A 14,683-nucleotide genomic window follows, 5' to 3' on the forward strand; every position below is an offset into this window, starting at 1 on the left:
GTCTTCGTTGTGACGTTCGGGAGCCGTGCTCCCCTGTACATCATACTAAAATTCGTAGGCAAAAACCACTTCTAGCAGCGAAGCGGACATTCGCGGCAATAGAATCGCCCATGGCTGCAAGGAGCAACCATGGGCGTAATTTATGTGTTGGGACTCATTCTAATTATCTGTTATCCACCGACGTGCATAAGCTCACGAGGTTGTAGACTAGCCCAATTCGTATCTTGATCGAAGAAAATGCGATAATCCGCTGCCATGCGTGGCATTAGGCGCGTATCTGCTACAAGGCGATCTCTCATCGCGTCGATGATGCTTACACCGTAGAGCGATTCGAACTTCTTATGCTCCCGTATGTAGCTAATCCCTCTGTCAAGATCACAGGGGCCAGGAAATACATATCCGATTCCTGTAATGAGATCGGACCCAGAAATTGTTGCAGCTTGCTTCTTAATCAGTTCATAGAGATAATCCAAGAGAAAATGTCTGCTTTGATTCGAATACGCCGGATATACTCTGGCGGTCTTCTCTAAAACGTTCCCCGATTCTGAGACGATAGCGCTTCTAATCTCTGTTCCACCGACATCAAATACGATGGTATATCGGTTCATTGTGAAACCTCCTCATGAGAGCTGCAATGATGATTGCGCATACAGTTACGATACCATGTTCATGGGCCAAATGGTATTTCTCTTGCGCAGGATTTATGAATTTTTTGTTAACACTTTCGACACCTGAGGGCGAATTGTTGTTTTTATGGAAAGGTGTGGTTAAATAGCAATATATCGTTTTCTGAAAAAAGGTGATGGCTGTAATGATGTACAAAATTTTGGCAGTTGGTGCGGGTGGGTTTGTAGGTGCCCTGCTTCGTTATGGATTAAGTGAATGGGTCCCTCCTGTAGATGGCTTCCCGTGGGGAATTCTCGTCATTAACTGGAGTGGATGTCTATTCCTCGGATGGCTTCTTACGGCGGCGGGAAAGACGCTGCACATTCCGCCCATATGGACGCTCGCGCTTGGCACAGGTCTGACGGGGGCGTTTACGACATTCTCGACGTTTGCTGTGGAGACGTTCGGCCTGCTGGATCAAGGGCGATGGTTAACGGCAATAGTATATATTTTAAGTAGTGTCATAGGTGGATTGTTGCTGGCCTATCTTGGAGTCAAACTAGCCGCTGTACGAGACGCCAATGCAGCGGGGAGGAGTGATGTATAGATGTTATGGATCATTGGCGTGGGTGGAGTCCTGGGGAGCATTAGCCGTTTTATGCTAGGGACCTGGGTCACCTCACGGACTTCCTCCTCTTATCCGTTTGGCACATTTGTCATTAATGTTAGCGGCTCGTTTATTCTCGGCTGCCTCGCTGCATTTCACGGGCAGCACGAGATATCAGAGATGCTCTATGCTTTCTTTGGAATCGGCTTCTGCGGCGCATACACGACATTTTCGACATTTGGTGTTGAGACCATCCGATTACTGGAGCGTAAGCGAACAGCACAGGCGATTATCTATGTGATCAGTTCCGTTGTGATTAGCATTGTAGTTGCGGGTGCAGGATTTCTGATCTTTAACACCTAGGGGTGTCGACGATTGTTACATTTTCACGTGTAGGTTCGCTCTCTCTTCTCGGTGGAAGGAAGCATGAATCATGCAGCAGATGACGGCAAGGACACCGCCTGCCACAGCTATCCAAGCGGCGTAATGGATACCTCCTGCATCATACATAAAGCCGATGGCATAAGGCCCAAATAATCGGCCTAAGCTGCTAATGGCGCCTTCTACACCGAGATAGAACGGGGCATGGGATCCTGTGCGTTCACTGATGAAGGCAGGAACCGTCGGAGAGATTAACATCTCACCGATCGTTATTGTTATCATTGCCAGGACAATCATCGGATAACTATGGTTCAAGAGAATCATGAGGAAGCCTGCCATATAGAATATTGCGCTTCCTGTCAGCTGCGAAGTGAGCTGCTTCATAAACCGGTCATTGAGCCAGCGCACGAACGGTTGACCGACAAAGATTAGAACGCCGTTCAGTGTCCAGAGAATACTGAAGGCGATAGGTTTCATTCCGATACTGTTCAGGAGGGTGGATATGCCTGTTCCCCAGATTGAATTACCGAACATAATGAATAGAGCTCCTAGAGACATGAAGAGATAAATCGGATACGCCGATAGTAATCGCCAAGTTTCTCGGAACGAAGATTTGGATTTCTTCTGCCCTTTGGTGTGATCGGTCGATGCGATATTTAAATCCATCTTGCTCATGAATACCCAGAAGAACGTCGCGAACAAAAGAGAGGTTACACCATTCAAGACGAATGTGAGCTGGTAAGAAAAGCTTGCGATTATGCCGCTGCATGCCGTACCGATCGCAACGCCCAGATTATTGCCCACGTAAGCGATATTGTACATTTCGCGTCGACGGTCCGCCCAGCGGAAGCCGATAAATGCGGCAATGGCTGGCATGCTAATTGCATTGAAGAAGCCTACACACGCCATGAGCAGGGCGTAGATATGGAAATGATCTGTGAACATTAATGAAAATAGGAATAAGGATGTCATGAATAGTGCGCTGACGACTAAGGCGCGCATACCCACGCGATGGAACAACGTACCGCCGACTAGTTGCCCCGCAATGCTCGCAAGCGCTTGTCCGAGCAGCACGAGGCCAGCATCCGCTGCGGAGCGATGGAAGAAGGAATAGATGTAGAGCGATGTTAAGGGCCACATAAACGCGCTGCCTAAGGAATTAACAAAGCTGGCTGTTACAAAAACCCAAACCTCGCGGGGTAATTCTGACATTTTATTGAAGTGAAGTGAAAGCTTCATGATGATCACCTGTCTCTTAAGTCAATCTTGAAATATATAACAACATATCATAGAGCATAGACAAGAAAAAGCCCTAGTGAGCAAAATCATACAAATTAGCGAATCGCACTGTATGATTTTACCCCATAGGGCTTTTACTAGTGAGGGTTGAACAGATGTAAACCGTGGTTCATTCTGTATGTTATTGAGCAGCAGCCATCGATTGGAGCGGAGCTTGCTTCGCCCCAGCCGATGGTCGGCTGGAGGAACTACTGTAAGGTGTACCTGCTAATTCGTAAGGTAGACAGAGCGGCAGACCCGTTCTTGGATCGGGTACGATATCCGCTTCGATGCCGAACACATCACGCATGACATCCGGTGTGATCACTTCGGTCGGCGAACCCGAGCTTACGACTTTCCCGCTCTTAATCGCGACCATGTGTTGGGCGAAGCGGGAAGCATGGTTCAAGTCGTGCACGACCATGACGATGGTGCGCTGTTCGGCTTGATTGAGCTGTTCGAGCAGCTTCAGAACTTCCAATTGGTGCGCCATATCGAGGAAAGTTGTAGGCTCATCGAGGAACAGTAGATCTGTGCCTTGCGCGAGCGCCATCGCGATCCATGCGCGTTGACGTTGACCGCCGGATAATTGATCCACGGGATGTTGACTAAAAGCACTCATACCTGTTACTTGGAGGGCCCATTCAATCATCGCTAGATCTTCTTTATTTAAGCTGCCGAATCCCTTCTGATGCGGGAAGCGGCCGTAGGAGACGAGCTCGCTGACGGTAAGACCGTCCGGTGCTGTAGGGTTCTGCGGCAGAATGGCAAGCTGCTTTGCAACCTCGCGTGTCGATTGGCGGTGCAAGGAACGTCCATCGAGGATGACCGTGCCTTTCTGCGGCTTCATGATGCGGGCCATTGTCTTCAGAATGGTCGATTTCCCAGAACCATTCGCACCGACAAGCGCTGTAATTTTACCTTCGGGAATAACAAGGTTTAAATCCTCGACGATGAGGCGGTTATCATAAGCAATATTCAGCTTCTCCGTAAATAAACGTTCCATTTCACTACCCCTTCTTTATCCGAAGCATTTGTATGTTAAATGTTAGAAGTTATCCTTTGATTTAGTTAAATGATAATGATTCTCAAAATCATTGTCAATAGTTTTTATAAAATTCAATTTTGTACAATTTTTGACCTTGGGGAAGGGTGACGATAGAATCTAATAAGATGCATTCATATCGAAATATAAGGAGTTAATAGGATGCCCCGAAAAATACTGATCGTGGAAGACGATATTCATATTTCCAAAATTATTAAAATGAATCTTATGTTAGTCCATTATGAGACCGTCGAGGTATACGATGGGTTAGCGGCGCTTGCAGCGGTGAAGCAAGAAAAGTTCGACCTCATCCTGCTGGATGTCATGATTCCTAAGATGGATGGGTTCGAATTCATGGAACAAATAAAATCTTATGGCATTCCGGTTATTTTCCTGACAGCCAAAAATTCGGTCTATGACAAGGTGAACGGACTTAAGCTTGGGGCCGATGATTACATGGTCAAGCCTTTTGAAGCGATTGAGCTGTTAGCTCGCATTGAGACGGTGCTGCGCAGATATGGCAAAGAAGAACAGGTGGTCATGATACAGCACGTCCGAGTCGACCTGGACAAACGGGAAGTAACGCTGCATGGGGAGACCGTTGAGCTAACGCCAAAGGAATATGATTTGCTAGTGGTGTTGTTGAAGAATAAGAATATTGCCCTCTCTAGAGAGCAGTTCCTCGATAAAGTATGGGGCAGCGATTATTACGGCGAGACTCGAACGGTGGACATGCACATCAAGTCAGTGCGTAAGAAGCTTCAGCTACAGGATCAGATTAAGACCATTTACAAAATCGGCTATCGGCTGGAGGATTGAGCCATGAAATTTTGGCACAAAATCTTTTTGTTTTCTTTTCTAGCGTTCGTCGTCATCTTTAACGCAGCTTCGATTCTAGTGATCGAACGAAGCCATAACAAGATCCTGTCGCAGGAAATCAATGGCGCGTTAAGTCAGAATATGAGCATTCATTCTAGTATCGACGCGATTGTTCCGATTCTTCGAATCTATGATTCGCTTGATTATGAGAAGACGGTATTAACCAATATCGCCAAGGAATTCGTAGAGAAGAATAGCGACCAACAGGTGTATATCGATATTACAAATGATATAAATCAGTCGATCTACAGCAATGTTGATTTTAAGATGCCGATCCATCGGGAGGAACTCAACAAGCTAGCTGCGGATGAGATACATTATATTCTTCGCGATATTGATCAGCGTACGATCCTGTTCACCGCGAATATTACGGATATTCATCATAAAAGCTATGTCTTCACCTATATGAAAGACGTAACTTCTTTGTACGAGGATCGCTTGGAGCAGTATCGCTTCTTCGCCAAAGTTGATATTGCTGCCTGCTTCCTCTATATGCTGGTCATGCTCTTCGTTAGCAGAGGGTTGACCAAACCGATTGATCGATTGAACCGGACGGCCCAAGGGATTGCGCAGGGAGGTTTTTCGGAACGCGTCTCATTGAAATCGAAGGATGAGATTGGTATTCTGGCTCGTAATTTTAATGAAATGGCAGCAGTTGTCGAGGATAAGATTCAAGACTTGGAGAGGCACAATCAAGAGAAGCAGCGATTTATCGATAATTTTACCCATGAATTAAAGACGCCTCTAACTTCGATTATCGGCTATGCCAATTTCCTGCGAACGACGAAATATAACGAAGAACAGTACCTCGACGGCCTGGATGTCATTTATACCGAAGGGAAGCGATTAGAGTCGCTGTCACATAAGCTGATGGACTTGATATCGTTGCAAGAGGGTCGTGGTCAGTTGGAAGAGCAAGACCTAAGATCAATCATCACCGAAATGAAACCGGCACTTGAGATGATGGCGAAGGAGAAGCAGATTGATGTCGTCCTCAATTGCGTAGAAGGCGGCAGACTGCTGTTGGACAAGGATTTGATCAAAGTACTGATTTTTAATCTCGTTGATAATGCGCTGAAGGCGTCAGCCTCCCAGCAGAGCATTACGATCCGGCTGTTCAGTCAGAATGATCGATCCGTGTTGGAAGTGATGGATCAAGGGATAGGTATCTCTGAAGCGCATCGTGACAACATTTTCGAGCCGTTCTATATGGCTGATAAAGCAAGATCGCGTGGCAATCAAGGGGCGGGACTCGGCCTCTCGATTTGTCAGAGTGTAGCAAGGATGCATGGGGCCGTCATCGAAGTCGCGAGTGAAGAAAATGAGGGCACGACGGTTCGCGTTATTTTCGAATCGATTCATCCGAAAGGCGGGGGAATTCATGAATAAGCTCATTCGAATGGTCATCGGTGCAGCATTCGTGATGGTGTCGCTGACGGGTTGCGAAGGCCTATTCAACAGCATTGCCAAAGATAAGGTGATGGTGAAGAAAATAACGAAAGAGCCGAATACGAACGAAGTGCAGTATGAAGGTGTGCTGTCGCAGGATGCGGTGAAGACCGTCAGTCTGAACGCAGTTAACAAATATTACGATAAGAACTTATCAATCGATGACGTTCATTTTGACGAGTTGCTTGCGGTAGACCAAATGAAGCTGAAAGACCTGCTGGATCGGGTGGAAAAGGAATATAAGAGTCGCCCGCAAGTAAGGCAAATGTTCACCTTTGAGATGGATGCTGAGACAGAGCTGAGTAAAATTCCGAGCGGTTTATTCTATGTAACCTTGATTCATGATGCTGACCCTAGGGAAGTTTATGATATCGTTGTTAATGCGAGAGATGGGGAGGTGCTTCGAGTCAATAATGCCGATCAGTCCCCTGTTGTATATAACGATGTCGTGTCAGATCCGCTGATGGATGAGATCCACGGGGTGGCGAACCGTTTCATTCAGGAAAAGATGAATGAACCATTATCGCAGTTGACCTTCGATAAGAAACAAATTCGTTGGGGCTTTAGACCGGAAGTGTATTATTTGAACAAGACAAATCAAATGATAAAATATAGTGTTCAAGTTCAAATGGGAACGAAGCAAGTAGCGGGATTCAGTAAAGACGTGATGGCGCTCCTCCAATTTTATACTGAGTAGTAAATCTACGATTTTTGGCCAGCTGCAACTGCAGTTGGTCTTTTTGTGTGTGACTTGTTCGCTTGAATCTAAATTTTACAACTTCTATACAAGTCCATCTTACTTACCATATATTCGCCTACTACACTAAGGTTCATGGTCAAGAAAGTTCATATGGGAAAGGAAGAAAGAAATGAAAAAGGTATTATCCATAATGATAACGATTCTATTCATCATGTCGGCCTCAGCATGCAGCACCCCTGCGGTTAAGAGTGAGACGCAAGGCGAGAATCGGGGAACAGATGCAGGAATTGAAGCAACTGTGAGTGCCATCGGACCGATTTCGGACGGAGAGAAAAAAACGATTGTGTTCTCGACGTATTTTCCGGATGAGTTCTTCGTGCAGGCGAAGAAGAAGTATGAAGCCAAACATCCGAATATTACCATTGATCTGAAATTCATCGAGAGTGATGACGCCCATGGTGAAGCGGATAGCGAGAAGTTCATCAAGACGACGAATACCGCCATGTTGTCTGGCTCGGGGCCGGATCTTATTGAAATGGACTTGTTACCGAAGGGAAACTATGTAAATAAGCATTTGTTGGTCAATATGAGCGATTTGATCGATCGAGATCCATCGTTCAAGAAAGAGCAATATTACACGAATATTTTGGACGCGGTCAAATTGGACGGCGGGATTTATGGCATGCCCCTCAATTTCATCATGTATGGACTTATCGGCAATGAAACGATGATCGATAAAAGCGGCGTGAAGTTCGACGATACGAATTGGGACTGGAGCCGATTCGTCGACGTAGCCAAAGAACTAAAAAACGCGGGTTCGGCCAATAACCAATCGGCCCTATTAAGTGAACCACCTTATTTGTTAAATGAAATGGTTAAAGATCAATACACCACGTTTGTCGATCAAGCCAAGGGGGAAGCCAAATTCGATTCGGAAACTTTTACAATCTTATTAGAGCAAGTGAAATCCTTGTTCGATGAGCAGATTGTTTCGGAGACGGCAAGGCAAGCCATCTTTTGGAACACGTCGATTGTCTCTCCTACGGACTATATTCGAACGATGAAACAGAGTGAATTCTTCACGAAAGGATATGCATACACATCCAAGCTGTACGCCAAGCCGCATGCAGACGGGCAGCCAGCTGGTGGGTATTTCAGAACCTACAAAACGATCGGGATGAATGCCAAATCGGAGGTCAAGGCAGAAGCATGGGATTTCATCAAATTCATGCTGTCGGATGAAATACAAGCCAGAGCAGGCAGCGCGGGTTTCCCGTTAAATAAGAACGTCTATCAGAAGCAAGTGCAGCAGCTGCTGCAGGAAGGCAAGGTCGTATCGGATCAAGAAACGGGACCTTTGAAGGGAAAGGTATTCGATGTGACTGCGCAGGATCTTCAAGGATTGGAGCATTTCCTGGCTGATGCGATCTATTCGGTGGAGTTCAGACCTTCCAAGATCGACGAGATCATTACGAATGAATCGAAGGCCTTCTTCAGCGGACAGAAGTCAGCCGAAGCCGTGGCGAAGTTAATTCAGAATCGAGTGACGACACTCTTGAATGAATAATGTACGATTTAGGATGAGCCCTTGAACGAACATTCAGGGGTTATTTCTCTTTTGTAATCGATTTGGAGGTGTTCGCCGCGTGTTGAAGCAGCAATTTCGCAAGATCAGTACAATTTTGCAAAAAGATTGGAAAATAGCGATTTTATTCCTCGCGCCAAGTTTGATTGGCTTCGCGACTTTTTATCTGATTCCGTTCGTAATGGGTTTTTTCTATTCATTCCAGGATCGTACGATTGACGGTTCCTTTGTCGGACTGTACAACTATCGTCAATTGCTGTCAAGCGGCTCCTTTCGCAAAGCAGCAGCGAATACTTTTTTATTTACCAGTATCAGCGTACCGCTCATCATCATCTTGTCCTTGTTACTTGCGCTGCTGTTGAACCAGAAGCTATTTATTCGGAATTGGCTGCAGACTACGTTTGTATTGCCGCTTGTTGTGCCTGTGGCGTCGATCGTGATGGTCTGGCAAGTCCTGTTCGATTGGAATGGGACGGTTAATTCGTGGCTGCAGGGGATGCATATCGGACGAATCGATTGGATGAATTCCGACTGGTCGATGGGCGTGCTGATTCTCGTATATATCTGGAAAAACATTGGCTATAACATGATTCTATTCCTTGCTGGGCTGCAAAGTATTCCGAAGGATTACTATGAAACCGCGGATATCGAAGGCGCGGGCAGATGGCATCAGTTCGTGCATATTACGATTGTTTATCTGACGCCAACGATGTTCTTTGTCGTGATCATGTCCATTATGAATTCGTTCAAAGTATTCCGTGAGACGTATCTCATTGCCGGCGATTATCCGCATGACCGTATTTATATGCTGCAGCATTATATGAACAATATGTTCCTATCCCTTGATATTCAAAAGCTGACGGCTGCAGCTAACGTCATGGTTGGCGGGATTCTGATCCTTGTAAGCTTCATGCTTGTCAACGAGCGTCGGTTTCGGAAATTTATCGATTAAGTGTAAGGCAGGTGAAATCTATGACGGTAATGCGCAAATGGTTATTTACGTTGATCATGGGTGGAATATCTACCGTTATTCTCTTCCCGATTGGGCTCACGTTCACCAATTCATTGATGACCGAAGGCGAGATCAACCATAACTATCATCTGATCGGTAAAATGATCAATACGGCTGCTGGAGAGAAGGATGGGTTTATCAACCTGAAGCTTCTTCCTGACTGGTTTTCTTTCGAACAATACGCGGAAGTATTGATACATAAACCGATGTTCCTCCAAATGTTCTGGAATTCCGTCTGGATGGTTACTCCAATCATCGCCGGACAAGTCATCGTCGCGTTATTGGCGGCCTATGCTTTCGCCAAGCTGCAATTTCTGGGGCGGGATAAATGGTTCTTTCTCTATTTGATGACGATGCTAATGCCCTTTCAAGTGACCTTGGTACCGAATTATATTATCGCAGAGCAATTGGGATTGATGAACACGACATCCGCGATCATTTTGCCGGGCATATTTAGTGCGTTTGGCGTGTTTCTGCTAAAACAATTCATGGTGCACATCCCAAATTCTTATATCGAAGCGGCCCAAATCGACGGTGCGGGGCATCTGCGGATTTTTGGCCAAATTATCATTCCTCTTATTCAACCTGGAATCGCAGCTCTGATCGTCTTGCTGTTCGTAGACAATTGGAATATGGTCGAGCAGCCGCTTATATTTCTGGAAGATGCATTCAAGCAGCCGTTATCGCTATATTTGTCGCGAATTAATGAAGGTGCCCGAGGTGTTGCGTTTGCTGCATCGGTTCTGTTTATGGCACCCATGGTGCTGTTGTATCTCTATGCAGAGTCTTATTTTGTCGAAGGCATTCAGCTATCGGGGATTAAAGGATAAGGGGGGATTACCATGCAGTTACAATCTGCCGAACAAGCGGTCATGGGACGCAAACGAACGATTCGAATCGTTGCCGTATTGTTCATTTTCGTACTGATTGCCTTTACGCTGCTTGGCAATACAATCATGGCGCTGACACTGCCTAAAGTCACGGTCATCGAGCCGAAGCCTGGGCAACTCACTCACACATTTAAGGGTAGTGGAATATTGAAGTGGCGTGCGGAAATGGAATTGGTGAATCCAACAAGCAGTATCGTGAAGAAGATAAAAGTCAAGAAAGGGGATGTGGTAAAGAAGGGACAGCAACTCGTGATCTATGAACGCTCCGATGCGGAACAACAGATCTTAGATGAGCAAGCGAGTCTTGATAAGCTTAGGATTGCCATAGAAGAGCAGCAGAGCAGCTATATTATGGCCGTCCAGAATGGGGATGAGCTGCTAATAAAAGCCGCGAAACGTCAAATCGATACCAGCAAAATCGATCTGGATGTGCAGCAGCGTAAAATCCAAAAAATGCAGGAGGATTTGACGAAAAGTCGAGTATTGGTGGCTCCGTTTGACGGCATGATTACGGAAGTAGCTGCGATAGAAGGTCTGGCTTCTACCAGAGGGGGATCCGATGTACGCATCTCGAATAAGAGTCTTGGGTTTGAATCAGAAGTATCGGTTCCGGCAAGAATTGCTTCTTTATTGAAGATAGGCGATAGGCTTGATGTCCAGGTGAATGGAAGCCAAGAAGAGCAAGACGAAGGCATGCTCGCCGATATTCAAGATGGGAATGGTTCAGATCTGAGCAGTGCAGGCGGGGGGACGCCGTCGAACGAGCCTATGAAGCGTCTGCTCATTACGATCCAAGGCGGAGACTGGAAAGGCGGCGAGCATGTTCAAGTAGAGTTGACAAGGCAGGCAGCCGCCGAAGCGCTGCTGATCTCGAATCAAGCGATACATGAAGATTCAAGCGGGAAGTATGTCTATCGGGTCGAAGATCGGAACGGCCCGCTTGGCAATGCGTTCTATGTTCAGCGCGTACCGATTACTGTCGTGGATGTGAATGATCATGAATCAGCCGTAACCGAGGGTCTATTCGAACAGGATCAAGTGGTATTAGAGAGCAGCGAGCCGCTGCAGGAGGGGAATAAGGTAAGGATGTATTAAGAATGTAGAATAAGCGAAAAACCGCCTAGACAGTAAGTCTGGGCGGCTTTTCGTATATGGCTATAGGATTTTCATCGGTATAGCGGACGTTTGTCTATACAGTTGGTTCCGGCTGCATTTTATGCACTTGATCAATCGTGCCGCCGCCAAGACATACATCGCCGTCGAAGAAGACAACTGCTTGTCCTGGTGTTACAGCTTTTTGCGGCTGATCGAATTTCACTTCGACGGTGTCCTCTGTTACCCATGTGATTGTAACACCTTGATCGGGTTGACGATAACGGAATTTCGCTGTGCAGCGCATCGATTCGCCAGGGACGATCGTGTCATTGCCGCGAATCCAGTTCACGCCTGTTGCCGTTAGACCGTGCGAATACAGACTAACGTGCTGATCTCCTTGAACAACGTAGAGGATGTTCTGCTCGAGATCTTTATCTGCGACGAACCATGGTTCGCCCGAACCGGATCCCCCGATACCTAACCCTTGACGTTGGCCAAGCGTATAGTACATTAAGCCGTCGTGACGACCTTTGACCTCACCGGTGCGAATATCGACCATATTGCCGGATTTGGCTGGCAGATAGTTGCTGAGGAACTCCTTGAAGTTCCGTTCACCGATGAAGCAGACGCCAGTACTGTCTTTTTTCTTCGCTGTAGCAAGACCTGCTTCTTCCGCAATCCGACGCACTTCCTTCTTCGGCAGATGGCCGATCGGGAACATGGCTTTGGATAGCTGCTGCTGGTTCAGCGCATTGAGGAAGTAGGTCTGATCTTTATTGCTGTCTACCCCGCGAAGGAGCTTGAATTCTCCGTCTTCTTCTACGACGCGTGCGTAGTGGCCAGTAGCGAGATAGTCTGCGCCGAGATCCATGGCTTTCTGCAGGAACTCGCCGAACTTAATTTCGCGATTGCACATGACATCCGGATTCGGTGTCCGACCGCGTTTGTACTCGTCTAGGAAATAGGAGAATACTTTATCGAAGTATTGCTTCTCAAAATTAACTGTATAGTAAGGAATGCCGATTTGTTCACACACACGGCGTACATCTTCCGCATCATCTTCTGCGGTGCAGTGTCCGAATTCATCTGTATCATCCCAGTTCTTCATGAATATTCCGATGACATCGTAGCCTTGTTCTTTGAGTAAGAGTGCGGTAACCGAAGAATCGACGCCGCCCGACATGCCGACGATGACACGGATGTTCTGATTCGAATTTGACATCGTTATCACCATTTCTCTCGTATATTTCAATAATCTGCCTTGCAAATGCAGTTCAAAATCTCGGTGTTGAAAAATAAGATTGTTGAACTTTCACTATATTCTAACATAACATTTGATTTTCATCGAATATAGTTCATGTGTCAAGGATGTCACAACAATTTCGTGAATACATTGATGTTTTTTTGCCCATAACGATGATAAATATGTTACGATAAACTCGAGGTGTGTCATTGGATTTATCGGAATACCATGCTTTGAATATTTTTTGTCTTGAGAGAGGTGCTCTATTTGAAAATATCAACAAAGGGCCGTTATGGCTTAACCATCATGATGGAGCTCGCAGCCAAGTTCGGTGACGGGCCTATTTCTTTGAAAAGTATTGCTGAGAAAAATCAATTATCCGAGCATTATTTGGAGCAGCTCGTTGCGCCGCTTCGCAATGCCGGTCTTGTGAAGAGTGTCCGGGGTGCTTACGGCGGTTACATCTTATCGAAGGAAGCAGAACAGATTACGGCTGGCGATGTCATCCGTGTCCTAGAAGGACCAATCTCACCGGTTGATTTTACAGAAGAAGACGATCCGGCTAAACGCGATTTGTGGCTTCGTATTCGGGATAGCATTGCCCTCGTACTTGATTCTACAACGCTCGCGGATCTTATCAATTTCAAAGACGAAGGCGCGCTGGATAATTACATGTTCTATATCTAAGCTGCGGCTGCAATCACTCCCAATTTGTGAGTAAGTTAATAGACAGCAGGTGAAGGAAAATGTCATATATTTATTTAGATCATGCTGCAACCACGCCGATGCATCCAGCCGTTGTGGAGGAGATGACGCAATATATGCAGGGGCATTTCGGTAATGCCTCTAGCGTCCATCGTATTGGTCGTGAAGCGAAACACTATCTGAATCAAGCGCGTGATCGCATTGCGGCAAGGCTTCATTGTCACCCGAATGAACTCGTATTTACTGCGGGTGGAACCGAAAGTGACAACATGGCGCTCTTTGGCGCGGTATCTTACGAGAGTACGCGTACCGGGAAGAAGCATGTCATTACATCGCAGATTGAACATCATGCGGTGCTGCATGCTTGTGAGCAGCTTGAGCGCATGGGGGTAGAGGTTACTTACGTGCCTGTTGATTCTTCAGGACGCGTAAGTGTGGAAGATATCGAAGCTGCCATCCGCCCGGATACTTTGCTCATCAGCATCATGTACGGGAACAATGAAGTAGGAACCCTGCAGCCGATTCGTGAAATTGGCGAGCTTGCCAGATCGAAGGGGATTCGATTTCATGTCGATGCCGTACAAGCATTAGGCGTTTGCCCCATCGATTTGTCGGAATTACCCGTGGACCTCATGAGTTTATCCTCGCACAAAATTAATGGCCCTCAAGGTGTTGGCGCGCTCTATATGTCACGCCGCACAACCATTGATCCTCTCCTGTTCGGAGGCAATCAGGAACGCAAACGTAGATCGGGCACAGAGAATATCGCCGGAATCCTTGGATTTGCGAGAGCTGTAGAGCTTGCGACAGATGCACTCGATGATAAGATTCAATTTGCCTCCCATTTGCGAAATACGATGTTAGATCAGTTGAAATCTCAGCTTGGCGCCGAGAATGTTGTTCTGAACGGTCATGCAAGCGAGCACTTACCCCATATCCTGAATGTAAGTTTGATCGGCGTATCGACAGAGACGATGTTGATGAATTTAGATATGGCAGGGATCGCGGCAGCTAGCGGATCCGCTTGTACATCAGGTTCGCTTGAAATATCGCATGTTCTGCAAGCGATGCACCTTTCAGAGGAAGTTCTCCACAGTTCGGTTCGTTTTAGCTTCGGTTTGGGTAATACTATAGAAGATGTGGAAGAAACCGCAATGAAAATTGCAACCATTTACGAACGGCTGCGTAATAGAAATTAGGGGTTTCTA

At 46.4% G+C, this 14,683-nt stretch carries 15 protein-coding genes; 11 read left to right on the forward strand and 4 right to left on the reverse strand.

The window, feature by feature from the left end; genetic code table 11:
• Nucleotides 1-170: 170 nt before the first annotated feature.
• Complete coding sequence (locus tag GCU39_RS00805; RefSeq protein ID WP_152391755.1) at nucleotides 171-608, reverse strand: ROK family protein; 438 nt, start codon at nucleotides 606-608, stop codon at nucleotides 171-173.
• A 203-nt stretch (nucleotides 609-811) separates the two neighbouring features.
• Here GCU39_RS00805 and crcB (GCU39_RS00810) point away from each other — a divergent pair, with 203 nt between their 5' ends.
• Both crcB (GCU39_RS00810) and crcB (GCU39_RS00815) read left to right on the forward strand, forming a co-directional pair.
• A complete protein-coding gene (gene crcB / locus GCU39_RS00810) occupies nucleotides 812-1,213 on the forward strand; it encodes a fluoride efflux transporter CrcB (RefSeq protein ID WP_152391756.1) in 402 nt (133 codons plus the stop codon).
• Nucleotides 1,214-1,576, forward strand: coding sequence for a fluoride efflux transporter CrcB (crcB, locus tag GCU39_RS00815; protein ID WP_152391757.1), 363 nt, complete (start codon nucleotides 1,214-1,216; stop codon nucleotides 1,574-1,576).
• 15 nt (nucleotides 1,577-1,591) lie between these two features.
• On the opposite strand, the gene GCU39_RS00820 is transcribed toward crcB (GCU39_RS00815), so the two are convergent.
• Together GCU39_RS00820 and GCU39_RS00825 are read right to left on the reverse strand one after the other, a co-directional pair.
• Nucleotides 1,592-2,806: an MFS transporter gene (locus tag GCU39_RS00820; RefSeq protein WP_227793399.1), complete on the reverse strand. Its 1,215-nt coding sequence runs from the start codon at nucleotides 2,804-2,806 to the stop codon at nucleotides 1,592-1,594.
• Nucleotides 2,807-3,014: 208 nt separating this feature from the next.
• Nucleotides 3,015-3,878, reverse strand: coding sequence for an ABC transporter ATP-binding protein (locus GCU39_RS00825; RefSeq protein WP_152391759.1), 864 nt, complete (start codon nucleotides 3,876-3,878; stop codon nucleotides 3,015-3,017).
• A gap of 201 nt (nucleotides 3,879-4,079) precedes the next feature.
• On the opposite strand from GCU39_RS00825, the gene GCU39_RS00830 reads away from it, so the two are divergent.
• From GCU39_RS00830 to GCU39_RS00860, 7 genes are all read left to right on the forward strand, one after another.
• A complete protein-coding gene (locus tag GCU39_RS00830; protein ID WP_152391760.1) occupies nucleotides 4,080-4,736 on the forward strand; it encodes a response regulator transcription factor in 657 nt (218 codons plus the stop codon).
• A 3-nt stretch (nucleotides 4,737-4,739) separates the two neighbouring features.
• Nucleotides 4,740-6,185, forward strand: coding sequence for a sensor histidine kinase (locus GCU39_RS00835; protein ID WP_152391761.1), 1,446 nt, complete (start codon nucleotides 4,740-4,742; stop codon nucleotides 6,183-6,185).
• Nucleotides 6,178-6,942 (forward strand): hypothetical protein, encoded by a 765-nt coding sequence (locus GCU39_RS00840; RefSeq protein ID WP_152391762.1) that lies wholly within the window; start codon nucleotides 6,178-6,180, stop codon nucleotides 6,940-6,942. Before GCU39_RS00835 ends, GCU39_RS00840 begins: the two co-directional genes overlap by 8 nt.
• Nucleotides 6,943-7,135: 193 nt before the next feature.
• Nucleotides 7,136-8,512 carry an ABC transporter substrate-binding protein gene (locus tag GCU39_RS00845; RefSeq protein WP_227793400.1) on the forward strand — a complete coding sequence of 459 codons (1,377 nt, stop codon included), beginning with the start codon at nucleotides 7,136-7,138 and terminating at the stop codon, nucleotides 8,510-8,512.
• Nucleotides 8,513-8,591: 79 nt separating this feature from the next.
• A complete protein-coding gene (locus GCU39_RS00850; protein WP_152391764.1) occupies nucleotides 8,592-9,482 on the forward strand; it encodes a carbohydrate ABC transporter permease in 891 nt (296 codons plus the stop codon).
• Nucleotides 9,483-9,502: 20 nt separating this feature from the next.
• A complete protein-coding gene (locus GCU39_RS00855; RefSeq protein ID WP_152391765.1) occupies nucleotides 9,503-10,372 on the forward strand; it encodes a carbohydrate ABC transporter permease in 870 nt (289 codons plus the stop codon).
• Nucleotides 10,373-10,384: 12 nt separating this feature from the next.
• Nucleotides 10,385-11,527: an efflux RND transporter periplasmic adaptor subunit gene (locus tag GCU39_RS00860; protein ID WP_152391766.1), complete on the forward strand. Its 1,143-nt coding sequence runs from the start codon at nucleotides 10,385-10,387 to the stop codon at nucleotides 11,525-11,527.
• Between the two features lie 94 nt (nucleotides 11,528-11,621).
• On the opposite strand, the gene mnmA is transcribed toward GCU39_RS00860, so the two are convergent.
• On the reverse strand, nucleotides 11,622-12,749 hold the full coding sequence (gene mnmA / locus GCU39_RS00865; RefSeq protein ID WP_152391767.1) for a tRNA 2-thiouridine(34) synthase MnmA: 1,128 nt from the start codon (nucleotides 12,747-12,749) through the stop codon (nucleotides 11,622-11,624).
• A gap of 288 nt (nucleotides 12,750-13,037) precedes the next feature.
• Between mnmA and cymR the strand changes: the two genes are divergently transcribed.
• Nucleotides 13,038-13,457 (forward strand): cysteine metabolism transcriptional regulator CymR, encoded by a 420-nt coding sequence (gene cymR / locus GCU39_RS00870; RefSeq protein WP_018757097.1) that lies wholly within the window; start codon nucleotides 13,038-13,040, stop codon nucleotides 13,455-13,457.
• Nucleotides 13,458-13,516: 59 nt separating this feature from the next.
• Nucleotides 13,517-14,674 carry a cysteine desulfurase family protein gene (locus tag GCU39_RS00875; RefSeq protein WP_152391768.1) on the forward strand — a complete coding sequence of 386 codons (1,158 nt, stop codon included), beginning with the start codon at nucleotides 13,517-13,519 and terminating at the stop codon, nucleotides 14,672-14,674.
• The last annotated feature ends 9 nt before the right edge of the window (nucleotides 14,675-14,683 follow it).

Source organism: Paenibacillus guangzhouensis (assembly GCF_009363075.1).
Taxonomy (GTDB): Bacteria; Bacillota; Bacilli; order Paenibacillales; family Paenibacillaceae; genus Paenibacillus_K; species Paenibacillus_K guangzhouensis.